Origin of the sequence: Polaromonas sp. (assembly GCF_043778355.1) — a bacterium.
Taxonomy (GTDB): domain Bacteria; phylum Pseudomonadota; class Gammaproteobacteria; order Burkholderiales; family Burkholderiaceae_C; genus Polaromonas.
Map to the genome: position 1 here is coordinate 1 of NZ_JAYWHI010000106.1, position 26,121 is coordinate 26,121.

The following is a 26,121-nucleotide window of genomic DNA, read 5'->3' on the forward strand; positions in this document are numbered from 1 at the left end:
TTCACGGGGTTTCCTCGGGTCGTTGCAATGCCCTCACTTTACGGATTGCACTGCTCAAACAAAGCGTCTAAAGTTATCTTATTGTTTACTTTGAGTTAAGAGTCATTTCATGTCCACACCCGTCTCCGCGCCTTCCGAGATGGCGTTTTTCAGCCTGCTGGCGCGCTGCGCCAGTTTCTCGGCCACCGCCCGTGAGCTCGATGTCACCACGCCCGCCGTCAGCAAACGCCTGGCGCAGATGGAAGGCCGGCTCGGTGTGCAACTGCTCAACCGCACCACGCGGCGCGTCAGCCTGACGCCCGAGGGTGAGTTGTACCTGGGCCACGCCAGGCGTATCCTGGCCGAAATCGACGACATGGAGCAACTGGTGTCCAGTGCGGTGGCGGCGCCCAAAGGCTTGCTGCGCGTGAACGCCACGCTGGGGTTTGGGCGCACCCACATCGCGCCGCTGATCTCGGGTTTTGCCAAGCTACATCCCGAGGTGCAGATCCAGCTCCAGCTCACGGTCAACCCGCCACCGGCCGACGACGATGCCTTTGACGTGTGTGTGCGTTTCGGTGAGCCGCCGGACGCGCGTGTGGTCGCCCGCAAGCTGGCACCCAACCGCCGCCTGCTCTGCGCGTCACCCGCCTACCTGGCCAAACGCGGAGCGCCCAAGCTGCCGCATGAGCTGGCACAACACAGTTGCATCGGCATACGCCAGGGCGGCGAGGCTTATGGCATCTGGCGTTTGAGCGCGGGCAAACGGGTGGAAACCGTCAAGGTACGCGGCAACCTGAGCACCAGCGACGGCGAGATTGCGGTGAACTGGGCGCTGGCCGGCCACGGTATCGTGATGCGGGCTGAGTGGGACATCGCGCGTTACCTGCGCAGCGGCCGCTTGCGCCAGGTGCTGGAGAACTACCAGTCGCCGCCGGCCGACATTCATGCGGTCTGGCCGCAGCGGCACCAGGTGTCAGCCCGCGTCAGGGCTTTCGTCGACTACCTGGCCAGCCACTTTGAGAAAACCTCGACCCGCTCTGCGGGCTTGGTGAGCAGCTGGTAAGCCGCTCCGAGCAAGATCAACGTAGGGAGGACGCTAACAAAGCTCTCGCGCGATATTCTTTGCCCCTCTCTGCAGGTTTATCCGATACCATCAATCCGGCTACAGGGGAGTTGTATGTTTTATAAGATTTCGCCCGTTTTACTCGGTCTGTGCGGTCTGCTTCCGTTCGCCCATGCGCAAAAGCCAGCGCCGGAGAACCGACAGGAAGAAGCCGGGTCCGCTCCCATGCCGGCTTATGAGAAGGTGAACGTGGACAGCCTGGCCACCAGCGGTATCTTCTCTTCGAAGCCGGCAGTCATCACGGGTTATCTTTTGAAAGCCCCTGCCTCCGAATCAGGCGGCAAGACACCGGGAGCCGTGCTGACCCCGGCCTGCGAAGGCTTGATGGCGCCGGACGGCAAACGCATCAAGGTCAAATACCGACGCATGGGCAAACTGCTCAACGACATGGGCGTGACCGTTTTGATGGTGGACGGGTTTACGCCAAGGGGCTTCGACGAGGTCTGTACCCGGGCGCACATCGACCCGATCACGCGACTGAAAGACTCGTTGGGCGGCCTGGCTTACCTGCGCGGCTTGCAAACTGTGGCGGGCGACCAGATTGTGACGGTCACATGGGGAGCTACTGCGGGCTTGCAAGGCATGAACAAAGCCAATGCACTGGCCGCAGCGCCTGGGGCCGGCTTTGCAGGCGCGGTGATGTTTTACCCCGATTGCACCCAGGTGGAAAATCGCTTTGCGCCTTACGCGCCCGTCCAGATGTTTGTGGGCGAGAAAGACACGTGGAACCCGGCGGCACCCTGCCAGGCGTTGTCGCAACGGCAGGAAGCCGGCAGCGCCCCTTTTTCCATCAAGATCTACCCGGACGCGTACCATAGCTTCGACGCTCCGATGCCGCCGCACATCAACAATGTCAACCGAAAAATTGGCCCGGTGATGGTCGGCAACAATCCCGAAGCAATGGCCGACGCCTACAAAGTGACCACCGAGTTTGTCTCAGGCCTGCTCAAAAAGCCGTAACCAACAACGCTGCTGTCCGCCCGGCGCCAAGCCAAACCTTATTGCCGGATGCGCCCGCTGGCGGTCACGATACTCAGCTCGACAAAACGTGAACCGGAACGCATGCCGGGTTTGAAACCGACCTTGTAGCCGCCCAGATCAACATCAACACTGTCGAGTGCGTTGACAAAACCCTCACGCGAGATTTTTGGACCCATGCGCCGTGCGGCTTCGACGATCACCGCGCCGGCGATATACCCTTCCATCATGGCGTAGCTGACCGGCACCTCCAGGTTGGGCGTCTTGGCGGCGATGTCGCTGAACTCCTTGGACAGCCGCCCGGAAATTTTGTACGGGTTGGGTGTGACCTGCGTGATCGCCAACCCCTTGAGCTGGTCCTCACCGAGACGCTGGGAAATCTGCTCGATGTCCGCGCCGGAGTGGGCAAACAACTGCGCCGTGCCACCATCGAGCCGGTATTTCTCGATGAAAGCTGCGGCAGCAGCGCCGCTGGCGACCACGATGATGGCCTGCGGCGCAGCATTGATGAAGGTGTCGACCACCGCGTTGGGGACCTTGTTGGTGCCCTGCACATAGGTGGCCTTGGCCGTGAGCTTGGCGCCGCGGGCTTTCATCACCTCTTCCATGGCCGTCAGCAGCGTTGCCGCGCCAGCGCCATCCGGGTAGAACAGGCCCAGCCGGGTCACACCCACGGTCACCAGGTGTTCGGTGATTTTGTTGATTTCATCGCGCAGGTTGGCACGCACGCTGTAGACCAAAGGGGCTTCGCTGCGAATCTCGTTGACCCGGTAACCGACCAGCGCGATGTTTTCGGTTTCCAGCAGTTTCGAGCTCACCAGCTCGCCGACGATGCGGTCGCCGAAGTAGCCGGCCAGCACCAGCGGCCGGTTCTCGCTGAGCAGTGCCTTGGTGGCAGCCAGGTTGTCGGCGGGGCGCCCGCCATCGTCCTTGCGCACCAGGCTGAAAGTGTGGCCATTGACGCCGCCAGCCTTGTTGGCCTTGGTCAAGGCGAGCTGGATACCGGTGGAGTAAGCCCGTGCCTGTGTGCCTTCCAGCCCCGACAGGGGCGCCACCTGCCCGATAACAATCTGGGCGGCGCCTGCTGCCAGCGAGGCAGCCACGAGGCCGGTGCTAACGAGCGTGCGAACCAGTAACTGGGTATGCGTCATGTTTTGTCTCCTCGGTTGTCAACGACGGCGGCACTTCGACGGTGCCGACCTGCCCACAGCAAGCTGTTTGCTGCGGTAGCGCATTGAAGCATGCCACAAGGCCAGCGTCGATACGCGATATTACGGAGAACTTACAGCCTCAGTTGGCATGCCGACGCAAGCCATGCACTGGGCTTACGCTGCGCGAAGGCGGTGCATACGCTCAGGGCGTCTTCGCGCCGCCCTCAAACCACTGCCGGACCAGCGCGCGCTCTTCATCGAGCATGCCGGTGGCGTTGTTCATGGGCATGATTTTGCTCACCACCACCTGCTGGTACACAGCCTGCGCATGCTGCTTGAGAAGCGCGGGCGAATCCAGCCGGACATTTTTCATCTGCAACTGGGCACCGTGGCACTGGTAACAGCGCTGTTCCATCACCTTCTGCAGATTTATATAGTCATTTTGGCCTCCAGCCCCTACCAGTCCTTCGTGACTAGCTCCTGAATTAATAGCAACCGCGACTGCGGCGGGCGCCGGTGGCCTCATCCAGACGATCGCGCCCAGAATCAGCACCACACCGACAAGCGCATAGGGCAAGGGGTTGCCGTTGCACCCAAGCTTGAAGCCGTGGCGCATCACAAAAAACTGGCGGATCAGCGCGCCGGCCAGCATCATGACAATCAGCACCAGCCAGTTCTGCGGGTGGCTATAGGTGAAGCTGTAATGGTTGCTGAGCATGGCAAACAGCACCGGCAAGGTGAAGTAGGTGTTGTGCACGCTGCGCTGCTTGCCGCGCTGGCCGTGCACCGGGTCCACCGGCTGGCAGGCCTTGATGCTGGCGATCACCTTGCGCTGGCCGGGAATGATCCAGAAAAAGACGTTGGCGCTCATGGCGGTGGCGATCATCGCGCCCACCAGCAAAAACGCGGCCCGCCCGGCAAACCAGTGACAAGCCAGCCAGGACGCCACGCAGACCAACAGAAACACCAAGGCGCCGACGATGGCATCGCCGTTTTTGCGCTTGCCAAAGACCTGGCAGATGCCGTCGTACAACATCCAGAACACCACAAAAAACGACAGCGCCACACCGATGGCGGCGCCAGACGACCAATTCATCAGCGACTTGTCGATCAGGTAGGTGCTGGCGTTCCACAGGTAGGACACGGTAAACAGCGCAAAACCCGACAACCAGGTGCTGTAACTCTCCCAGTAAAACCAGTGCAGGTGTTTCGGCAGTTCAGGCGGCTTGACGGCAAATTTGACGGGGTGGTAGAAACCGCCGCCATGCACCGCCCACAGTTCGCCGCTGACGCCCTGCTTCTTGAGGTCTTCATCGACCGGCGGCGTCAGGCTCGAATCGAGAAAGACAAAGTAAAACGAGGAGCCCACCCAGGCGATGGCGGTGATGACGTGGACCCAGCGCAGCAGCAGGTTGGCCCAGTCCAGGTAGTAACTTTCCATGACTCAACTTTCAAGCCTGCTCACCACTGCGGGCGCTCTGAGCAGAATTTCGGCCACGAACACTGGATGCTCCGCTGCGACCTGTCCACTAAAGTGTATACAAACTGAGTGCATGATGCAAAAACTCAGGTCTTCGTTGCCGATGGCATGAGCAACAACTGTGCCGCCACGGACACCGCGATTACCTCGGGCTCCTTGCCGTGGATGCCGGGCAAGCCAATCGGACTGGTGACCTGCGCCAGCTCTTTATCGCTGAAACCGCGTGCCTGCAAGCGGTGGCGAAACGTCGCCCACTTCGTTTTGCTGCCGATCAAGCCGATGTAGGGCAAGTCCTTGTGTGCGCGCTGGCGTTTCAGGCACTCGGCGACGATGTCCAGGTCTTCGGCGTGGCTGAAACTCATGATCAGCACCCTGGATTGCGGCGCCAGGCCGCGCACCGCGCCTTGCACCGGGTCCGAATGCTCACACGTGATATTGGGCCCCCACGGTCGCTCACTTTGTGTAGCTTCCTGCCCCCCGAGGGGGTGCATTTTTCCTTGGGGCGGTCCGGCGGAAAAACTGGCCAGCTCCGGCGGGAAAATCCCGTCGCGGCTGTCGATCCAGGTCAGCGCAAACGGCAGCCGCGACAACACCTGCACCAGCGCGTGGCCAACATGGCCGCCGCCGAACAAGGCCAGCGGCTGTAAATTCACGGGCAGTTGCTGTCGCAACGCAGCCACATCCGCCGGCCCAACTGTTTCAAAACGCAAGTTCATGACGCCACCGCAACATTGCCCCAGCGAGGGTCCGAGCACGAAGCGGCTTTCGGCCTGGGCCGGCCCCGCCTGCAACTGCGCGCGTGCCGCCGCCATCGCCTGGTGCTCCAGGTGGCCGCCACCGATGGTGCCGACAACGCCATCGGCAAACACCGCCATCCAGGTGCCGGCTTCACGCGGCACCGACCCTTCGGTGGCAGTCACACTGACCAGCACGGCGGGGGCCAAATTCAGCCGGGCTAAAAACAAATCATTGAGCTGACTCACGGTATAAACCCTCTGATACGCGGCCTCTGTCAAAGGCTCGCAGAACGCATAATTCAGTCTCCGGGCAGCCGGTGTCGGTGACAAGCGCACCCCGGTCAGCCTGCACAATAACAGCCGCGACCCGACGAACCACAAGGAGACGTATGTCTGAGCCCACTCCCCGCCGTTTCTGGCTGCTGGCCCTGGCCTCTGCTGGAGTTGCCGCCGTCATCTCCGCCTGCAAAACACCGCCCGAACCCGCAGCGTCCGTGGCGCAACCCCAGCCCACGCCCACGCCCAGCCCTGTGATCGGCCCGATAGCCGGCCCCAGTGGCTCGGCCCGCAACTCGGCAGCCCCGACCCCGCGCCTCTACCGCGAAAGCGGCGCCACCCACATTTACGGCCTGAACGCCGACCGCATCTACAAGGGCAGGATGCCGCCACTTCTGTATGCGGTGGGCGTGATCAACGTCGAGATCAACCAGGTCGGCATCGTCACCAAACTCGACTGGATGCGCGCACCGCGCCATGCGCCGGAAGTGATTGCCGAGATCGAACGCACCATCAAGGCCGCCTCGCCGTTTCCAGCGCCGGTGCGCATGGGCAAGGTGGTTTATACCGACACCTGGCTTTGGCACAAAAGCGGGAAGTTTCAGCTGGATACGCTGACTGAAGGCCAAAATTAAGGCCTCCACCTTCGCGATATTCCGTTCGTCCTGAGCCTGTCGAAGGGTGTCCCCCGAGGGAGCCGCTGCGCCTGCGGGACGGCGAAGCCGGACCCGCGGCCCCTGGTTGAGTGAGAGAGCACTCAGAGTGGCCCACGCTTGTCATGCCGGACCCGAGCCGGCATGCCTGCCGCAGTGACCCATCGACCTGCGAGGACACCTCACTGCATCCGAGCCAGATCAAACTGCTGCACCTCTGACGGTCTGGCCACCTGGTCCAGCCGCCCGCTCATACCCCTTACCCCACCCAGCAGGCCGATGGCAAGGCCCAGGTCGCGCGAACCCCGGCTGTCCATCGAGATGTCTGCCGTAAAGCGTCCGTCCGGGTTTTTGGCCAATTGCATGTCCAGCAAGGCATCCTGCAGGTTCCACAGCAAAGGCAAAGCCCTGCGCTGGGCAAACTCACTGCGGCCGAAGCTGCCTTGTTCATCTACGCTGTACTTCAACGCCTGCAGGCCTTGCTCAAAGCGCTCCCGTGCCGCTGCAATCGATTCGGCCACGGTTTGCGGCTCGGTTGTTGCATCGCCGGTCTTTGTGGCCGCTGGGTCAGGTGCATCAAACAGGGCTGTCGGGTTGCCGGTGCGCACTTCTACCGGCAAGGCCTGGGCTTCGGATGTCCCGCCACTGTCCACGGCGGTTCGGCTCAGCACCGCCGCGTGGTTCAGGCTGCTGCCGTCGGCAAAGCGGATCTTCTCCAGGGCATTGGCGCCTTTGCCACCGTTTTCAAAATAGCTGGCCACCGTCAATTGGTCCGCGGTGCCATTGATGCTCAGCACCAGGTCGTTGCCTTGCCTGAGCATGCTGATGTCGGCGTCAACAATGCCGGCCCCGAGCTGCACCATGTCGCCCGAAGGTTTGCCAGCGTCAAAGTTGGCAATGATGTCGTGGCCCGAACCACGGCCAAACACATAGGTGTCGTTACCCAGCCCGCCAAACAGGATGTTGTTGCCAGCATTGCCCTCCAGGCGGTTGTTGCCTGCGTTGCCAATGGCGTTGATGTTGTCGCTGCCGGTCAGGGTCAGGCGTTCAACGTTGTCAGTCAGGGCGTAGGAGACGCTGGCGTAGACGGTGTCTGTGCCTTCGTCTGCGTTCTCCACCACCAGGTCATCGGACGAGTCCACCCAGTACTTGTCGTTGCCCAGCCCGCCGAACAGGATGTCGGCACCCGCGCCGCCGTCGATCTCGTCGTTGCCAGCACCGCCCCAGAGTTTGTTGGAGCCGGCGTTGCCTGTGAGTTTGTTGTTCAGCTCGTTGCCCATGCCTGCTTCGGCGTTACCGGTCAGCGTGAGGTGTTCGACGTTGTCACCCAGGCTGTAGCTGACGCTGGACTGGATGGTGTCTGATCCTTCTGCGGCATTCTCAACGACGGTGTCGGCCTGGCTGTCCACTAGGTAAATGTCATTGCCTTTGCCGCCCATCAGCACATCGGCGCCGGTACCGCCGTCGAGCGTGTTGGCGGCATTGTTGCCGGTCAGTACGTTGGACAGTTCGTTGCCCGTCAAGTGGGTCGCTGAGCCGAGCAGCACGCCGTCTTCGACGTTGGCCGCCAAGCTGGCGGACAGGCGGCTGATCAGGGTGTCGCGCCCGGCATCAAGCTCTTCTACGATCGTGTCGACATCGTCTTCAAACAGGTAGGTGTCGTTGCCCGTCCCACCTATCAGTGTGTCCGCACCCTTCATGCCGTTCAGGGTGTCGTTACCCGCGCCGCCTGTGAGGGTGTTGTCGCCCGCATTGCCTTGCAGCAGGTTGTTCAACGCATTGCCTGTACCGTCTATGGCGGCCAGGCCCGTGAGAATGACGTTCTCGACCTCGCTGGCCAGGGTGTAGGTGACGCTGGCCTCTACCGTGTCAACGCCTTCGCCAGCGAATTCGGTAACCACGTCCGCCGTGTTGTCCACTTCATACAAGTCGTCGCCTTCGCCGCCCAGCATCTGGTCGGCACCCAAGCCGCCGGTCAGGCGGTCGTCGCCTGCACCACCTGTCAAGGTGTTGGCGCCGCTGTTACCGGTGAGTTTGTTGGCCTGCGCATTGCCAGTGGCGCTGATGTTGCCTGTGCCTGAGAGTTGCAGGTCTTCCACATCAGCACCCAGGGTGAAGCTGATGGGGGAAATGACGCGGTCTGTGCCCTCGCCCTGCTCTTCAAGCACTTCATCGCCAGCATTGTCAACGTAATAGCTGTCGTCGCCCGCACCGCCTTGCATACGGTCAGCGCCTGCGCCACCGCTCAAAGTGTTTTTGGCGGCGTTGCCAATGACGATGTTGTCCAGGCTGTTGCCGGTGGCGTTGATGGCATCACTACCGGCCAGGGTAAGGTTCTCCACATGGGCGCTCAGAGTCTTGCTGACCGTGCTGATGATGGTGTCTGTGCCTTCACCCGCTCTTTCCACAATCACGTCGCCAGTGTTGTCAACGTAGTAGGTGTCGTCTCCGTCACCACCCGTCATTCGGTCCGCCCCCTCGCCTGCGTGAAAGCGGTCATTGACATTGGTGCCAGTCAGCGTGTCGGCACCCGCCGTGCCGCGAATATCAAAGCCTCGCTCCAGAAGTTCGTCAAAGTCGAGTTCGGTGCCATCGGCAAACTCAAAACTCTGGACGCTCCAAAAATTATCCGCTTCAGACGCATCAAACCCGTCGAGGTGAATCGCGTCGCCCTGATCTCCTATGGTGAGCAGCAAGGAGCCCAAACCGAGGCTCACCATGCCTGGAGTTATGCCGCTGCCAAAACGCAGTGTCCCACCGCCCGGGTCGGAGATATGAACCGCTCCGCTTCCAGCATTGAATACATAGGTATCGTTGCCAGACTGGCCTATCAAACTTGTGTTGAGGCCAGCTATAAAGGTCGTGGCGAAACCGGGCACGCCGTACAAGGTCATGTTTCCGGCGCTGCCGTCCATCACGAGTCCTAAGACGGTCAACTCGCTAGAGGTGACAAAAGCACCGTTGCCCAAAGCCAGCAAGGTGCCGGGCAAGTCGTCCGGGTCGCTGTACCAGCCCGTCAGCCGCAAGCTGTCACTCCCGCCATTGATGGAAACCAGCAAGTCCAGACCATCGACCTGAACTTGAACATCACCTATCGCGCTGGCACCTGCTTCGATACCAGCCATGCCTCTCGGGTCGCGCACTTGGTGGCCATCGCCCGCTTGAAACTGGAAATAACCGGGATTGAAGCTGGGCGCCGGCGGCGCCATCGCGATCACATCGGCGAGGGTCAGGGTGGTGCCGTCCGTAAATTCAAACTGCTGCACCGTGCTATTCAGAACGTCGCCAGTGCGGGGAATCATGATGCGGATGCCCTGGTCGCTACCCCACCGCAGATCTAGCGTCACGCGCAATATGCCATCGGTCGAAGCAATCTCTTCGCCCCAGTTGAACGAGATATCAGCCAATGCCAGCCCAGGGCCGAAGGTGACAGTTTCGATCGGCAATAACTCGGCATTGAAGAAGGGCTGGAGCGCCGCGAAATTGTTCGCAGTCAGCCTAACCACTTCAAACGGATGCGTCTCGTAGTATTCGCTTCGTGTACGAGGAAGCTCAAATCCATCACCCGCGTAAGGTGCTTTGAGCAGAACTGTCAATGGCTCGACAAAACTGAGCGCATCGTTAGATAAGCCCAAGCTATCCAGAACGCCACGCGCATCTTCAACAGAATCAAAGTAACCTCGGTAATACTCGTACACATCAAGAAAGTACTTTCCCCCGTACTGGTAGCTGACCTCCCAGTCCTCAATGCCTTGCGCCCGATAAATCGAATCGAGAACATCGGCCAGTCCGTTTTCATCGCTGTCTTGTGGCTGGCTAAAGTCGCTCGTGATCAGATCCATGCCGGCATTGTTCGGATCTACCAGAATGCGGCTGCCACCCCGGCCTACCACCGTGGTGTGCCCATCGCCAACCACCATGGTTCGGCCGCCCTCCAGATACTGGTCGCCGTTGCCCGCCATCAGAACTTCACCGCCAATCAGTCGGGCATTGCCGGTACCGCCATACGCAAAACCGGCGCCGTAAATGGTGCTGTCGCCAACCCCTCCCACCACTGCCGAATAAGCGTCAGCCACCACGGTGTGGTTGCCGTCTGAAAGTATGGTTTCCCCCAGGTTGTAGTTCAGGTAGTTGTGGGTGAGGGCAATCGGAACATAGCCTGGCAAAGGCCCAGACACGGCGGTCGCGCCTGGGTCCTCTACCGACAGGGCACTGCCCCTGCCGAGGTAGTCCCTGTAGGTGGAAATTGTTCTGCGCTGCTCCGTGATTACCTCGACCGCCGACCCGTTTTGCGGCCACTGGTACGCGTAGGGTGCGCTCCAAGCGGACGTTTGTGTGGCGGTTGAATAGTTGAGCCAAGTCACGGCGCTCCATGCGGCTTGATCGGCGGAACTGCTGCTTACCGGGTTCAAGGTAATGAATTCATCAGAAATGGCCTGCGACTGCTCGTCAAAGGAGATACGTGTGTCGTTGGCTATGTGATTGCTTTGCGTCCATTGGCTAGTGTTCCACGATGCGCTGATCACGCTGGAAGACGTTGTGGTCCAGGTATTGCCTGGGTCCGAAAGTAAGCGATGGTTGTACGAAATATGCAGCACCGTCTCGCGGCCAGTATTGTAGAACTCGGGGTTGTCGTTCCCACTCGAATATGCGGGGCGCAGCCAGCTACCGTCGGCCTGCTGGGTATAACCTTGCTCAAAATAGTTATTCCCTATGCTGCTTCTTCCCCAAGCCTTGAACTCCTGGATCAGGCCGCTCTGCAAGCTGCCCCATTGGGGTGTTGACGCATCGATCACCGCCTGCGCCGGCAGCGTATTGCCTGCTGAGTCCTTGAACAACCACGAGGTTTGCGGCGCGCCGTAGTAGTCCTTGATTCGCATGCTCGTCTCGGTGCCGCGAACTTCAACCAAGAGATCGTTGCTGGCACGCCTGGCGCTCAGGCTTTGCAGTTGGAGGCCAGACGTATCCAGTTGAATAGTTGAGCCTTCCGCCGAATCATCGATCAATGTCATCTGGCCCATGCCGTAGCCCAGCACATAGGTGTCCAGGCCGGCGGCGCCGCGCAAAGTGTCTAGGCCACTGCCCGCATGCAGCCAGTCATCGCCCGCACCACCGTCGATCACATCGTTGCCGCTGGCGCCGTGCAGCATGTCGTTGCCGTCTCCGCCGGATAGGCTGTCGTTGCCCGTGTCACCTTCCAGTGAGTCGTCACCTGCACTGCCCTGCAAGTTATCGCTACCCCCACCACCGAGCAAGATGGCTCCACCGTGCAAGGCAGTCAACTGGTCGGCGCCAGAGCCGCCACTCAGGACTTGATTGTTTCCGGTGGTGGACAGGCTGACGCTTTGGCGTAAACGCCCCTGTACCCATTCGTTCAGTTCAACACCGTCAATAGTGGAGATACTGCCGTTCAACGCGCCGCCTAAGAGCAGGTCCCCGCTGTCGCCGTAGTGCAGCAGCAAGTCGTTTCCATTGGCGCTGACCGTGTAAGGCTCGCCGTCGTCCAGCGTCAAGGTGTTGCTGCCGCTGGCATCGGTAACGGTGTCGCCAGCGCCGGCTTCATAGCGGTCGTCGCCTTCCCCGCCGTCCATATAGTCAGCCCCGCTACCTCCTATCAGGGTGTCGTGGCCGGCCCCGCCGTAGAGGTTGTCGTTTCCGTGGAACTCGCTGGCCAGGTTCTCCGGCTTGTCGTCGCCATACAGGATGTCGTCGCCATCTCCGCCAAGCAGGGTATCGTCGCCACCGCCACCGTACAGGGTGTCGTCGCCGCCTTCGCCGTCAAGGTAGTCATTGCCATGGTACTGGCCAGACAGGAAGGTTTCGGTGCTGTCCCCGTAGAGCAGATCCTTGCCCGCGCCGCCTAGTAGGGTGTCGTCGTCACCGTCTCCCAAGAGACTATCGTCACCGTCCTCGCCATCGATGTAGTCGCGGCCATGGAAGTCGCCCGCAAGGACCCTATCAGCAGGGTTCCCGCTCTCAGACTGGTCGCCAGAGATGTGATCGTTGCCCGCTCCGCCATACAAGGTATCGTCCGCGCCGCCACCGCTCAGGCTGTCGTTACCGTCCCCCCCATCCATGTAGTCTGCGCCATGAAACTGACCCGCCAGCTTGAGGGTGGCCGCTGCATCGCCCCACAAAGTGTCATCACCCACTCCGCCGTACAAGGTGTCGGCGCCGCCGTTACCTTCGATGTAGTCGTTGCCTTCTTCGCCATCGACATAGTCGTTGCCATGGAACTCGCCGCTGAGGTAGCCTGGGCTGTGGGCGGCCAAGGCCTCATCGCCAAAAATCGCATCGTTGCCTTGGCCTCCCAGCAGCGTGTCATTGCCGCCACCGCCGTTTAAGACGTCATTGCCCTCACCACCATCGAGGTAGTCGTTGCCATGCTCAGTGGCGGCGGCGTGGTCGGGCAAGCTGGGGTCGTGTGTGGTGCCGTCGCCGTCCAGTTTATCGGCGCCACTGCCGCCCAAGAGGGTATCCGCACCAGTGCCGCCGAACACACGGTCGTCTCCGGCGCCGCCCACCATCAGGTCTTGGTCTGAACCGCCGTACAGCGTGTCACTGCCCGCATCCCCCACCAGCGTATCGTCACCATCACCGCCGTCCAGGGTATCGGCCTGATCGTCAAGCGCTGCGACGGTTTGCGCCAGTACTTCGTCGATCGGGCGCAGTGTGTCGGCATATATCCGGTCATCGCCAGCTCCGCCCGAGCCGTAGTCGCGCTCAGTGCCCAGCTCGATGAGGTCGTTGCCAGCGCCCCCCTCGACACTGTCACTCCCGCTGCCGCTTTTGATCCAGTCGTCGCCTCCGCGTGTTGCGTTGATGCGGTCGCTGCCCCCGCCTGCAATGATCTCGTCGCTGTCTGGGCTGTCGTACAGGGTGTCGGCGAGGCCTGGTTTGCTCTGCTCTGGATCGGCGCTGATGTTCCCCAGCGCGTCACGCTGTGTCTGAACGCCCTCTGCAACGGCATCGAAATCCACGGGAGCCAGGTCACCCAGAATCTGCTGACCTGTGGTGGGCGTTGGCGAGCTGGGCGCTGTCCCGGGCAGGGTAATGCCGAGATTGCCGGAGTTGAAATTTTGCACAACGGCGTTGATGCCGCCGCCGCTGATGCTCAGCGTGTTGCTGCCATCCGGTTCGGCGCGTACGGTATAGGTAAACCTTTTGTCTTCACTTTGCCAGGTGCCGGTTTCGGCAGACGAGCCGTTGGCTAATTTTTTAATGGCGGTTACGCCTAAAACAGTTTCGCCGTCGCCGGAGGCAATCACCTTGATCTGACCCAAGCCGTCTGCATCAAGAATGGTGTCTATGCCGCTGTCGCTGGCGCGCAGGGTGTAGGTGTCTGTGCCGGTACCACCTTTGAGGATGTCGACACTGGCTCCGCCGTCGAGCTGGTCGTCGCCGAACCCGCCCAGCAGGGTGTCCTGGCCTTCGCCGCCTTGTAAGTTGTCGTCGCCGGTGTTGCCTTCGAGGTGGTCGTTTCCGCCTTTGCCGTCCAGGGTGTCGTTGCCTGCGCCGCCGTATAAATGGTCGGCGTAGCCTTTGCCGTCCAGCGGGTCGGCACCTTCACCGCCAAACAGGTACTGGGTACGCTGCGCGTCGCCTGCACCGAGCAGTACTTGGGTATTGCTGGCCTTGTCGTCGTAGAGAGTGTTTTGAGTGCTGGAGACGATGCCGGCATCTGTCTTGTTGCGTTCGACCAGGGCGCCAAGCATCGCTGCCCGGTCGGCGATCCACTGATCGGTGAAGGTTTCAGCATTCGCTGTTGTCTTATCGGCTTGCCAAGCAGCGTAGTCAGCTGCGTGTTTGCTTTGCCACAACGTCGCCAAGGTCGCATCGGCTGCGGCGGTTTTGCCGCTGATCCAAATCGGGGAGAGGTCTTGCAAGGCAACCAGGGCAGAGAAGTCATTGCGGGCGGCAGCGCGCAGGTCCGCGCTGCTGGCACGCACAAGGAGATTTCCTAAACTGGCCAACAGTGGCCCATCCAGGGCCGTGCCCAGCCGTCCCATTGCAGAGTGCAGGGCATCACGGCCAGCGTTGCTGGCCGGCAACAAAGACCTGGACAGTCCCAGGAAGGACTCCGTAGCGTTAACCAGATTCTCCAGGCTTGCTGCCGGACCGACTGCAGCATTTCTCATCAAAATCCGAAGGGAGTCCAGGCCGAAATCAGGTTGCATACGGCAGAGAACGGCGTAGAGCGTGAGGGCGTCATCTACCTGCCGTTGATCGTGGTTGTAGCTAGGGAACTTTGGGTCCGGGACATTTGTCAAAAATTGGTCCTCTATGGGGACATTGACACGTTGCCCAGGAATGCTGTGCATGCCCGCAATAAGCTCGAGGCTCGCTCCGGACTTGTTGGCTTCGTCTGATATGAAATTCAGGACGTTCGGTGAACCAGCTATCGGCACGCGACCTCCCAATGCCGAGAACAGATTAGCCACGTCGCTGTTGGGCGCAAAGCCAGGACTGTTAAATGCCGCCGCCTGACTAATTTGGCTTCCAAATAGGCCAGCGAAAGCCATGGCGAGGTGTCCACCCAAAGATGTGCCAACCACATTCAGTTTCCTGTCGGGATCCTCCATGAGCAGCTGCGCAACCTCACCGGTCGATGTCACGTCGGCAACGCGAGTTACTTCAAAAAATACAGAATACGTGGAGGACCCTACGGTGTGTTCTAAAGCACGAAACTGTGCTACGGCTGTTCCAGCCGGCGTGCCAACGCGCTGCCACCAGTTGTGCATTGCGACAATTTGCGCGAATGCGGCGCCGTGACGGCTGATAGACGCGCTTTCTGGGAGGTCGAGCAGCTGCTGTGTGCCGCGGATTGCGAGAGTGATTTGGTTGAGATTGTCTGCCGCTATTCCGCGAAAAACGGTTGCATCAAAGCTGGAGTTGCTGGCACCGGTAGGTGAAATATCGTTGTAGGTTGGGACTGCAACTGCAAAGCGCTTGCTGAAGCGGTCTGCTTGAGCGGTTGCGAAACCGTGACCAGAGCCATTGAGATTGAGCAGCGGCCCCAACTGTTCTATGTCACCTGCCGTTAAGTATTGACCGTAGGCTGCGTGTGCGGTCTCGGCTAGATCGAGAAGGTGTTTCGCATTATTCATCGAAAAATCCTCGGTTTATTGATTGCCAAATCAAACGAAGGCGAGTTGACGTAGGTCGCTGATTTAAGATCACTTCCGCTGCCAACAAAATGTCTGCAGTGATGCTGTGATGCTATGGGTGAAAAGGACTGAAGCAATGCTGGCTCTCCACCATAGCGCGAGTACCCGACTTGGCGCGACAAGATCTTCTGATCGCTTTGCCTGACGATCAAGACTTCTGTTCTGACCACCGCGGGATTGCCCTTCAGAAAATATTCGGGTGCGCTCAGCCTCGTCACATATGGATGGCTCAGGTCGGGCGGGTTCTGTTCCCGCGGCGTTTGGGGAAGCTCTCCCTTCACTTTGAAGTAACTTGCAGGCGCCTCAACTCGCTCGTAGATGTAGATGCCCGCATCCTTCTCGCAAAGTTGATTGACCAATTTGTCCGCATTATCTATTTGCCATTGGCTGTACGGGCAGGAGGCCAAGCCAGCCAAGAACGCTAGCATGATGGTCCAGGGTAAAAAGTGTTTTACGAGGGTTAGGGCGTTGGGCATTCAGCACTCCTTGAGCAAACTGCCGCTAGACGGGTACCACTGTGTTTTGCGCGGAGTTCATAGGTGATCCTCGGAGCGGGTGTGGCTGGAAACAATTTGGATTGATACGGGGGTGAGTTGGTGTAAACACTGGCGGTCTGGTCGTGGCTCCCTCCGGTGTTTATCTGGCACGATCGGTTAGACCGCATTGGCGATGGAGAAATGATGTCGAGAAACAAGGTTTCAAAAAAATGGTTCCCGCCCACTAGATGTACGTCCGTGCTTTTCGACAAGACAGAACCATCACTTCTTCTGATGATTAGTATTTTTCTGATTGAGATTGTTGGATAGCCAGTTCGATGAGGATTTCCCTTTAGAACAACTTCTTCTATGGTTGGGGCATAAACGTACGGGTTGCTCTCTTTGAATATTGCCGGTCCAGGCGTAATGGGCTGCTCTCCTGGCATATGACTTCGAAAGTAATGTGCCGGCGCCTCAACCTGTTCGTACACCGTGATGCCGGCGTACTTCTCGCACAGCTCATCAACCAGTCGATCCGCTTCGGCGGTGCGCCTGTTCAGGTCTTGGACATACAGGCTATATGCCACCACCGCGACGATTGGAAAGAGCCACGGAACGACCCAAAGCCGGCGCCTCGTGGAAGTAATTGCGACCACCTGAGAAGTGGTACCGCCTGTTTGAGTCGGCCCTTTGTCAGGGGATGGTTGCGGTTGTTCGTCATGAGGGGTCTGCATTTGGTTCCTCCGTGTGTTGCCTGTGCTGGCGCTTGATCCCATCGACGCACTCAGCAGGCTTAGACAGCGATGCATTCCTCGACGCTTGGAACTTCTGAATGGACGGGATTCGGGAAGCGGACAGCATCAAGACCTGACCCTCGATATGCAGTATCTTCAGAGACCTCGGTTTCCTCATAGCGATTTCTCCTTGCCAGAAAATTAAAAATCCAGCTTTCAACACTCGTTTCACCGCTCCCTCCCAGCCTCAGCCGACACCTTCTGCACCGGGCTCAGCAAATATTCCATGATGGTCCTGCGACCTTGGTGGATTTCTGCGGCGACTTGCATGCCGGCCTCCAGCCCCTTGCGCTGGCTGGTGTCGCCGTTGAGGGATTCGAGAAACTGTGTGTCGAGCTTGACCAGCGCTTTGTAGCCCTGCGGTGCAGGCTGGCCGGGGTAGCTATTGTTGGTCTGTGCGTCAGGTGCCAGCGTTTGAATGTGGCCTTCGATTAGCCCATACTTTTGAAATGGGTAGGCTGCCACCTTGACGCGCACCTGCTGGCCTGCCTGGACAAAACCCACGTCTTCGTTTTTAACCTGCACCTCGGCCAGCAGTTGCTCACCCTTGGGCACCAGGGTGAGCAAGACCATGCCGGGCTGCACCACCGCGCCCTTGCTGGTGGTGGCCATGTCTTTGACGATGCCGGTCTGTGGCGCCTTGAGCTCCAGCAGGCCGGTCTTGTAGCCCATCTTCTGGGTGTCTTGTTCCAGCTTGGCGAGCTGGCCCATGGCTTCGGTGCGCTCGATCAGCAGTTGGCTGCGGAAGGTACTGGAGAGACCTGCGATTTTTTTGTCTTGCGCGGTGATGGTGGACAGCAGGCCTTGCACCGTGGCGGCCTGGGCCTTGAGGTCTTGGGACTTTTCAATCGCCTCACGCTCTTTGTCATTGCCAGCTATCGGGCTCAAGAAGCCTTCCGCCACCAGCTTGCTGTGCGCTTTGGCGCTTTGCTCATAACTGGGCAGCGTGCTTTTGAGCTTGGTCAAGGTTTCTTGCGCGGCGCGCAGCTCGTTTTGAGCACGCTCGCGGGTGGCCACCTCTTGCGCCAGCGCGTCGGTGAAGGCCTGGCGGTGGGCGTTGGCCTGGGCCTGCACCTGGGCGATCATGGCGGGCTCGTCGCCGTCTTTGATGGCCAGAGGTATGCCCGCCAGTTCTGAGTCCACCCGGCGCAGCGTCAGGCGCTTCAAAGTCAACTCGCTGGCCAGGCTGCGGCTGTCGGCGCCTGTCATGGTGGGGTCCAGGCGGATCAGCACCTGCCCGGCTTGCACCTGATCGCCCTCTTTCACCAGAATGTCGGACACCACACCGGCCTCGGCCGGCTGCACGATTTTTGTGTAGCTGATGGGCACCAGCTTGCCTTCGGCCACGGCAACGATATCGACCTTCGCAAAGATGGCCCAGGCCAGCAGGATGGTAAAGAGCACGGCGACGATATAAAAGATCAGCCGCGGCAGCTTGGGCATGGGGCTTTCCTGAATGGCCAGCAGGCCGGGGGAAAACTCTGCGGCGTCTGGCAACAGGCGCTTGGTCAGGGCTTGGGTCAGATTGCTCATGCCACTTCACCCAGCTCGGTGCGCGCAATACGCTTTTCTTGCCCCCTCGCCTTTTGGGAGAGGGCTGGGGTGAGGGTCAGGAGCAATACTGTTCGTCTGGCTGTCATTGCGGGCTCGACCCGCAATCCATTCTCGCGCGTCATGGATGCCGGATCAAGTCCGGCATGACGGTGGGGCAGTACGAGCTGCGTAGTTATCACGCGACCGCCTTTGTTTGAACAACTTTTTTCAGATGCCCACCGCCAATCACAAATATCTCGTCCACCTGCAGGGTCTTGGGCAGCGCATGCGTGACGAACAACATGCTGACCTTGCCGCGCAAGGCGTTTACGGTGGTGGCAAAGGAGTTGGCGGTTTGTGCGTCCAGCGCGCTGGTGGCTTCGTCAAAAATCAGTACTTTGGGCTTTTTGAGTAAGGCACGGGCAATGGCCAGCCGCTGTTTTTGTCCGCCTGACAAGCCGGCGCCCCGCTCGCCAATTTCGGTTTGGTAGCCTTGCGGCAGCGCCTGGATGGCGTCATGAATTTCTGCCATCTGGCAGGCCTGCACCACCTCGTCAAAGCTGGCGTGCGGGTTGGCCATGATCAGGTTGTCGTACACCGTGCCGCTGAACAGCACCGTCTCTTGCGGCACCACGCCAAAGTTCGCGCGCAGCTCATTGGCGCTCAGGTGCAGGATGTCGATGCCGTCTACCTTGATTTGCCCCTCGGTAGGCCGGTAGAAGCCCTGCAGCAATTTGGTCAGCGTTGATTTGCCGGTGCCACTGGGCCCCATGATGGCAACGGTTTGGCCGGGCTCAATAGTGAGGTTGACGTTGCGGTACAGCAGCGGCAAATCAGCCGCGTAGCGAAAGCCGATGTCTATCAGCTTAATCTCGCAACGTGCCTCACTTTTGCGGCTGGGCGCCAGGCGGTAGGGCTCGGGCGGCACGTTCATCAAATCGCCCAGCCTGTCCACCGCCAGACTGGCTTGCTGAAACTGCTGCCACAGGCCCACCATACGCAGCATGGGCTGGCTGAGCTTGCCGGCAAACATCTGAAAAGCCACCAGCATGCCGATGGTGAACACGGTGCCGGTGCCCGCTGCCAGCGCAACAGTGTCGGGGTGCATCACAATCCAGGCCCCGGTGACCAATATCAAGAGCGTCATCATCTGCTCCAGCGTGTTGGCCACCACGTTGTAGGTGTTGGCGATCTGTTTGGTTTGAAAGCCCGACTGCAGGTAGGTAGCCAGGTAGCCGTCATACCGGGTTTGCAATTGCGGCTCAAACTGCAGGCTTTTGACGGTCTCCAGCCCGGCGATGTATTCGGTCAGAAAAGCCTGGTTGCGCGCACCCAGCATGAACTGCTGGTTCAGCCGCGTCTGGAAGATGGGCGCAACCAGAAACGACAGCAGTGCAATGACAGCCAGAATGCCCAGCACGATGAGCGTGAGCGTGACGGAGTAATAAAACATCACGCCCATACAGATCAGCAAAAACGGCACATCCAGAATGATGGTGACCGCTGCCGAAGCAATGAACTCGCGTATGGTTTCCACCCCGTGCAGGCGGGCCGCGATGACGCCGGTGGGCCGGTTTTGAAAATACCTGGGCGGCAGGCGAAACAGGTGCTGAAAAACCGCCGCACCCAGCACCGCATCCACCCGATTGCCGGTGTGCAGAATCGCATACTGGCGCACCCAGGTCAGCAGCGCGGTAAACAGCATGAACACCACCATGCCTATACCCAAGGCAATCAAGGTGCTCTCGGTGCGGTTGACCACCACTTTGTCGATGATGGCCTGTGTAAACAGGGGCAAACCCAGCGCCAGCAGCTGCAGCACCAGGCTGGCGCCCAGCACCTCATGCCAGATCTTGCGGTGCTTGAGCAGCTCTGGCACAAACCAGCTGAAGCCGAAGAAGGGACCGATAGAAGAAGCAGCGTCAGGGTCGCGCACGGCTTCGTCTTTCGGGTACAGCAGCACAGCTTGGCCGCTCAGGGCTTGTGCAAATTCAGCCCTGGGGTCGGTCAACGGCGAGTCGGTGTTGGCAGGTAGCCAGACAACCTGGTCATCACTGACTGCAATCACGACGCCGAGGGTGAAGACGTGCGGCGCGATGTCGGTAACGCCCTCTGCCACATGTGCATCTGCAGGCTGCGTACTGGCATCACGCAGCTCCACCAGCAAGGGCATGGGCAACTGGTCCAGCACCTGGGGGGTTATGGCGCGAAGCTGCGTCTTGAAACCCAGGCCACGCGCCGCGCGCACCAGGGCGGCTTCGTCATACGGCGGCGGAAACTGCTGAAGCAGCAATTGCGCATCAAACTGACGCCGGTGTACCGCGCACAGGGTTTGCAGCGCCCACACGAAATCAGCTTGTGTATATTCTTTTTGCATTGCTCCCCAACCCACAATACCTTGCGGGTCCTCCCTCAATTCGTATGCCTGACGCATACGTTTGACACATCGCGAACGATGGTGATTTATCTACAAAACGAGGAAGGCGTTTGGCTGACCCCTGTCAATGTTGACAGGGGTGCGACGTGAATTAAGGGTAATCACTTAGCCAAAATGGAGCATCGCGGATTGTGCATGTACCCCGTAATAACGCAGGAAGGTATTTCTCAGGTCGAACCTGATCCGGCATGCATGCCGACTCGAGAGCAGTTGAAGGTCGAAGGCCCATAAAGACAGGCAAACCCGTCGCACCTCTTCACGACCCCCGATACGTCGAATAACTCCACGGACTGACCAGCAGCGGCACATGGTAGTGCTGGCTGGTGTCGGCGACGCCGAAGTCCAGGCTCACCTTGTTCAGAAAATTCGGCTCCGGCAACTTCACGCCGCGCGCGCTGAAATACGCCGCCACATCAAACACCAAGCGGTAAGTGCCGCGCTGCAGGCTGCTGTTGTTATACAGCAGACCATCCGGGTTGCGGCCGTCGCTGTTCAGCACAAAGGATTTGACCAGCGTCGCCTGCGCACCGTCGGTGGTGTAAAGCTCAACGGCCATGCCGGCCGCTGGCGTGCCGTGCATGGTGTCCAGGACATGTGTGCTCAGGCCCATTGATGATTCCCCGGTGTGTCTATGGTAAACAGAAGTGTATACACTTTCTGGGCGTTCAGCTATCATGCATTCATGGAAACATCCACCACCAGTTCCATCGTCGAGGCGCTGACCCGCGCCATCGTTGATCATCGGCTGCACCCCGGCACCAAGCTGGCAGAGCAAAAGCTGGCCGACCATTTTGGCGTCTCACGCACGCTGGTGCGCCAGGCCTTGTTCCAGCTCTCGCAAAACCGGCTGATCCGGCTGGAACCGGCGCGCGGTGCCTTTGTGGCGGCACCTGCCGTCAACGAAGCGCGCCAGGTATTTGCAGTGCGCCGCATGCTGGAGGCCGAAATGACACGCGCCTTCGTGCGCGAGGCAACGCCTGCGAAAATTCGCGCGCTCCGGGAACATGTGGCGCAGGAAAAGGCCGCCGTGGCCAGCAACGACGTGGCCGGGCGCACCGAGCTGCTCGGTGACTTTCATGTGCGCATGGCCGAACTGATGGGCAACGAGGTGCTGGCGCAGATGCTGGGTGAACTGGTCTCGCGTTGCGCCCTGATCATGCTGATGTACCAGAGCGCCACCGCGGCAGAACACTCGAGCGAGGAACATGCCGAGATCGTCAAGGCGCTGGCTGCCAAAGACGAGGAGCTCGCCGTGCGCCTGATGGACGAGCACCTGTTGCACGTCGAACAGAGTTTGACCTTTGACCGCAAGGTCCCGAGCAACGATATTTCAATGGCCTTGTCATGACCCAAGCCACTCCCTACCCTCGCGACCTGATCGGTTACGGCCGCACGCCGCCGCATGCGCAGTGGCCGAACAATGCGCGCATCGCCGTGCAGTTTGTGCTGAATTACGAAGAAGGCGGCGAAAACTCGGTGCTCCACGGCGACGCCGGCTCGGAACAATTCCTCTCTGAGATGTTCAACCCGCCGAGCTACCCTGAGCGGCATCTGAGCATGGAAGGCATTTACGAATACGGCTCACGCGCGGGTGTCTGGCGCATCCTGCGCGAGTTTGAAAAACGCCAATTGCCGCTGACGGTGTTCGGCGTCAGCATGGCCTTGCAGCGGCATCCGGAATTGACGGCCGCGTTTGTCGAGCTCGGCCATGAGATTGCCTGCCACGGCCTGCGCTGGATCAACTACCAAAGTGTGGATGAATCCACCGAACGCGAACACATGCGCCTGGGCCTGGAGATCATCACGCAGATGACCGGCCAGCGCCCGCTGGGCTGGTACACCGGCCGCGACAGCCCGCGCACGCGCCGGCTGGTTGCGGACGATGGCGGCCTCGAATACGACAGCGACTACTACGGTGACGACCTGCCCTTCTGGATGAACGTCGAACGCAGCGACGGCACACTGGTGCCGCGGCTGGTGGTGCCCTACACGCTGGACACCAACGACATGCGGTTTGCGCTGCCCCAGGGTTTTTCGCAGGCCGATGATTTTTTTACCTACCTGCGCGACAGCTTCGATGCGCTGTACGCAGAAGGCGAAAGCTCTCCGAAGATGCTCAGCATCGGCATGCACTGCCGCCTGCTGGGCCGGCCCGGCCGCATCGTGGCGCTGCAGAAATTTCTCGACCACATCCAGCAACACGAGCGCGTCTGGATCTGCCGCCGCATCGACATTGCCCGGCACTGGCAACACGTCCACCCTTTCAAAGAATAAGCATGGCCCTGACACTCGCCCACATCAATACCGCGCCGCTTGCAGAGGCCGCCGCCCTGCTCGACGGTTTGTATGAACACTCGCCGTGGATTGCCGAAGCGGCGCTGGCGCAGCGGCCCTTCCGGTCACTGGCGCATCTGAAACACATGATGGCGCGTCGGGTTCACGACGCCGGGCATGAGGCGCAACTGGCACTGATCCGCGCGCACCCCGAGCTCGCCGGCAAGGCCATGGTCAGCCAGTCGCTGACGGCTGAATCGACAAATGAACAGAGCAAGGCGGGTCTGACGAACTGCAGCCCCGACGAGTTCGAAAAAATCCAGGCACTCAATGCCGCTTACAACGCGAAATTCGGCTTTCCTTTCATCCTCGCGGTGCGCGGCCCGCGCGGCACCGGCCTGACCCGCCAGCAGATCATCAGCACCTTCGAACGACGCCTGGCCCACCACCCCGACTTCGAGCTGGCCGAGTCGCTGCGCAACATCCACCGCATCGCAGAACTGCGCTTAAACGACAAGTTCGGCGTCGAGCCACTGTTGGGCAACCAGGTCTGGGACTGGCAGGAAGCACTGGGCGCCTTCAGCGACCCCGGCTACATCGAGCAGGGCCAGCTCACGGTGACCTATCTGACCGATGCGCACCGCTCGGCCGCCGCCATGATCAGCCAGGCCATGCGTGACAGCGGTTTTGACGAGGTAACCATCGATGCGGTCGGCAACGTGGTGGGGCGGTACCAGGCGTCAAAGCCTGGCGCCAAAACCCTGATGACCGGCTCGCACTACGACACCGTGCGCAACGGCGGCAAATACGACGGCCGCCTCGGCATCTTCACGCCGATAGCCTGCGTGGCCGAACTGTCGCGCCAGGGGAAACGCCTGCCCTTTGACTTCGAAGTTATCGGCTTCGCCGAGGAAGAAGGCCAGCGCTACAAGGCGACGTTTCTCGGCTCGGGCGCACTGATTGGTCAGTTCAACCCGGCCTGGCTGGAGCAGAAAGACGCCGACGGCATCAGCATGCGCGAAGCCATGCAACACGCCGGGCTGCCGGCGACCCTGGAAGCCATCAAAGCGCTGCAGCGGAATCCATCGGACTACCTCGGCTTTGTTGAAGTGCATATCGAGCAGGGGCCGGTACTCAACGAACTCGATATTCCGCTGGGCATCGTCACCTCGATCAATGGTGGTGTGCGTTACCTGTGCGAAGTCACCGGCATGGCCAGCCATGCCGGCACCACACCGATGAACAGTCGCCGCGACGCCGCTGTCGCGGTGGCTGAATTGGCGCTGTATATCGAGCAGCGCGCCGCCCGCGACGGCGACTCGGTCGGCACCATCGGCATCCTCAACGTGCCCGGTGGCTCCATCAATGTGGTGCCGGGCCGCTGCCAGTTCACACTGGACCTGCGCGCGCCCAACGACGTGCAGCGCAACGCCCTGGTCAGCGATGTGCTCGCGGAACTCGCTGCCATCTGCGAGCGGCGCGGTGTGGCGCACACGGCGGAAGAAACCATGCGTGCGGCAGCCGCACCGAGCGCACCCGCCTGGCAGCAACGCTGGGACGCCGCGGTCGACAGCCTGGGCGTGCCACGTTACGCCATGACCAGCGGCGCCGGCCACGATGCCATGAAGCTGCACGAGGTCATGCCCCAGGCCATGCTGTTTGTGCGCGGGCAGAACTCGGGCATCAGCCACAACCCGCTGGAAAGCACCACCAGCGACGACATCGACCTGGCCGTACAGGCCTTCCAGCATCTCCTGACCCAACTCGCGACAGAAACTTCATGACCGACGATGACAAGATTGACGCCTGGATCGACGCCCACTTCGACGAAGAAGTGCGCTTCCTGCAGGAACTGATCCGCGTCGCGACACCGACACCACCCGGCAACAATACGCCGCACGCCGAACGCACCGCCGAACTGCTCAAAGCCTTCGGATTCGAGGCTGAGAAACACCCGGTTCCCGCTGCCGAGGTTCAGGCTTACGGGCTGGAGTCACTGACCAACTTGATCGTGCGCCGCCCTTACGGCAAAGGCCTGACCATTGCACTGAACGCGCATGGCGACGTGGTGCCGCCCGGCGAGGGCTGGAGCTGCGACCCCTATGGCGGGGAGATCAAAGACGGCAACATCTACGGCCGCGCCTCGGCGGTCAGCAAGTCCGACTTTGCGACCTTCACCTTTGCGGTGCGTGCCCTCGAATCGCTGGGCCTGCCGCTGAACGGCGGTGTTGAGCTGCATTTCACCTATGACGAGGAGTTCGGCGGCGAGATGGGCCCTGGCTGGCTGCTGCGCAACAAACTGACCCGACCTGACCTGCTGATCGCCGCTGGCTTCAGTTATGAAGTGGTCACGGCGCACAACGGTTGCCTGCAGATGGAAGTCACCGTGCACGGCAAGATGGCGCATGCGGCCATACCGGCCAGCGGTGTCGATGCGCTGCAGGGCGCGGTGCAGATTTTGAATGCGCTGTATGCACAAAACGCGCTGTACAAAGAAGTCAGCTCGCAGGTGCCCGGCATCACGCATCCTTACCTGAACGTCGGCCGCATCGAAGGCGGCACCAACACCAATGTCGTGCCCGGCAAGGTGATGTTCAAGCTGGACCGCCGCATGATTCCTGAAGAAAACCCGGCGGAGGTCGAAGCCAGCATACGCAAAGTGATTGCCGATGCGGCGGCGCTGTGTCCGGGCATCCAGGTCGAGATCAAACGCCTGTTGCTGGCCAACGCCATGAAGCCGTTGCCCGGCAACCAGCCGCTGGTCGATGCCATTCAGAAACACGGGCAGGCTGTGTTTGGCGAAGCCATTCCCGCCATGGGCACACCGCTGTACACCGATGTGCGCCTGTATGCCGAAGCCGGCATCCCTGGCGTGATTTATGGCGCCGGGCCGCGCACGGTGCTGGAGTCGCATGCCAAACGCGCCGACGAACGCCTGAAGCTGGACGACCTGCGCAAGGCCACAAAGGTGATCGCGCGCACGCTGCACGAACTGCTGCGCTGACAACGCTCTTTTTTTGATAGCTGCCCACGCCCACTGGACATGGGCTGAGGGCATTT

At 60.4% G+C, this 26,121-nt stretch carries 15 protein-coding genes; 7 read left to right on the plus strand and 8 right to left on the minus strand.

Translation table 11 applies throughout. The features are described from left to right. Nucleotides 1-109: 109 nt before the first annotated feature. Nucleotides 110-1,045 (plus strand): LysR family transcriptional regulator, encoded by a 936-nt coding sequence (locus tag ACH2CW_RS15370; protein ID WP_395059692.1) that lies wholly within the window; start codon nucleotides 110-112, stop codon nucleotides 1,043-1,045. A 114-nt stretch (nucleotides 1,046-1,159) separates the two neighbouring features. Further along, on the plus strand, nucleotides 1,160-2,065 hold the full coding sequence (locus tag ACH2CW_RS15375; protein ID WP_395059694.1) for a dienelactone hydrolase family protein: 906 nt from the start codon (nucleotides 1,160-1,162) through the stop codon (nucleotides 2,063-2,065). A gap of 38 nt (nucleotides 2,066-2,103) precedes the next feature. Here the strand turns inward: ACH2CW_RS15375 and ACH2CW_RS15380 are convergent, their stop codons facing one another. The 3 genes from ACH2CW_RS15380 to xdhC form a co-directional block, all read right to left on the minus strand. After that, entirely contained in the window at nucleotides 2,104-3,234 is a 1,131-nt protein-coding gene (locus ACH2CW_RS15380; protein ID WP_395059696.1) for an ABC transporter substrate-binding protein, read from the minus strand. Nucleotides 3,235-3,436: 202 nt separating this feature from the next. Then, nucleotides 3,437-4,675 (minus strand): urate hydroxylase PuuD, encoded by a 1,239-nt coding sequence (locus ACH2CW_RS15385; RefSeq protein ID WP_395059698.1) that lies wholly within the window; start codon nucleotides 4,673-4,675, stop codon nucleotides 3,437-3,439. A gap of 125 nt (nucleotides 4,676-4,800) precedes the next feature. Next, the gene (gene xdhC / locus ACH2CW_RS15390; RefSeq protein ID WP_395059700.1) at nucleotides 4,801-5,697 is read right to left on the minus strand and encodes a xanthine dehydrogenase accessory protein XdhC; all 897 of its coding nucleotides are present in this window, start codon (nucleotides 5,695-5,697) and stop codon (nucleotides 4,801-4,803) included. A gap of 143 nt (nucleotides 5,698-5,840) precedes the next feature. Here xdhC and ACH2CW_RS15395 point away from each other — a divergent pair, with 143 nt between their 5' ends. Further along, entirely contained in the window at nucleotides 5,841-6,362 is a 522-nt protein-coding gene (locus tag ACH2CW_RS15395; protein WP_395059702.1) for a hypothetical protein, read from the plus strand. 200 nt (nucleotides 6,363-6,562) lie between these two features. Here the strand turns inward: ACH2CW_RS15395 and ACH2CW_RS15400 are convergent, their stop codons facing one another. From ACH2CW_RS15400 to uraH, 5 genes are all read right to left on the minus strand, one after another. Further along, nucleotides 6,563-15,487 carry a calcium-binding protein gene (locus ACH2CW_RS15400; RefSeq protein WP_395059704.1) on the minus strand — a complete coding sequence of 2,975 codons (8,925 nt, stop codon included), beginning with the start codon at nucleotides 15,485-15,487 and terminating at the stop codon, nucleotides 6,563-6,565. Beyond that, nucleotides 15,484-16,023, minus strand: coding sequence for a hypothetical protein (locus ACH2CW_RS15405; protein WP_395059706.1), 540 nt, complete (start codon nucleotides 16,021-16,023; stop codon nucleotides 15,484-15,486). Before ACH2CW_RS15405 ends, ACH2CW_RS15400 begins: the two co-directional genes overlap by 4 nt. 962 nt (nucleotides 16,024-16,985) lie before the next feature. Next, nucleotides 16,986-18,350, minus strand: a complete 1,365-nt coding sequence (locus tag ACH2CW_RS15410; protein ID WP_395059708.1) for an HlyD family type I secretion periplasmic adaptor subunit — start codon at nucleotides 18,348-18,350, stop codon at nucleotides 16,986-16,988. Nucleotides 18,351-18,546: 196 nt separating this feature from the next. Next, nucleotides 18,547-20,697 carry a peptidase domain-containing ABC transporter gene (locus ACH2CW_RS15415; RefSeq protein WP_395059710.1) on the minus strand — a complete coding sequence of 717 codons (2,151 nt, stop codon included), beginning with the start codon at nucleotides 20,695-20,697 and terminating at the stop codon, nucleotides 18,547-18,549. Nucleotides 20,698-21,043: 346 nt separating this feature from the next. Then, the gene (gene uraH / locus ACH2CW_RS15420) at nucleotides 21,044-21,397 is read right to left on the minus strand and encodes a hydroxyisourate hydrolase (RefSeq protein WP_395059712.1); all 354 of its coding nucleotides are present in this window, start codon (nucleotides 21,395-21,397) and stop codon (nucleotides 21,044-21,046) included. Nucleotides 21,398-21,469: 72 nt separating this feature from the next. Between uraH and ACH2CW_RS15425 the strand changes: the two genes are divergently transcribed. From ACH2CW_RS15425 to ACH2CW_RS15440, 4 genes are read left to right on the plus strand one after another with little or no spacing between them, the layout of a single operon-like run. Then, the gene (locus tag ACH2CW_RS15425; RefSeq protein WP_395059714.1) at nucleotides 21,470-22,135 is read left to right on the plus strand and encodes a GntR family transcriptional regulator; all 666 of its coding nucleotides are present in this window, start codon (nucleotides 21,470-21,472) and stop codon (nucleotides 22,133-22,135) included. Beyond that, complete coding sequence (gene puuE / locus ACH2CW_RS15430; RefSeq protein ID WP_395059716.1) at nucleotides 22,132-23,061, plus strand: allantoinase PuuE; 930 nt, start codon at nucleotides 22,132-22,134, stop codon at nucleotides 23,059-23,061. Before ACH2CW_RS15425 ends, puuE begins: the two co-directional genes overlap by 4 nt. 2 nt (nucleotides 23,062-23,063) lie before the next feature. Next, nucleotides 23,064-24,845 (plus strand): 2-oxo-4-hydroxy-4-carboxy-5-ureidoimidazoline decarboxylase, encoded by a 1,782-nt coding sequence (uraD, locus tag ACH2CW_RS15435; RefSeq protein ID WP_395059718.1) that lies wholly within the window; start codon nucleotides 23,064-23,066, stop codon nucleotides 24,843-24,845. Then, nucleotides 24,842-26,065 carry a M20 family metallopeptidase gene (locus ACH2CW_RS15440; RefSeq protein ID WP_395059720.1) on the plus strand — a complete coding sequence of 408 codons (1,224 nt, stop codon included), beginning with the start codon at nucleotides 24,842-24,844 and terminating at the stop codon, nucleotides 26,063-26,065. Before uraD ends, ACH2CW_RS15440 begins: the two co-directional genes overlap by 4 nt. Nucleotides 26,066-26,121 lie beyond the last annotated feature (56 nt).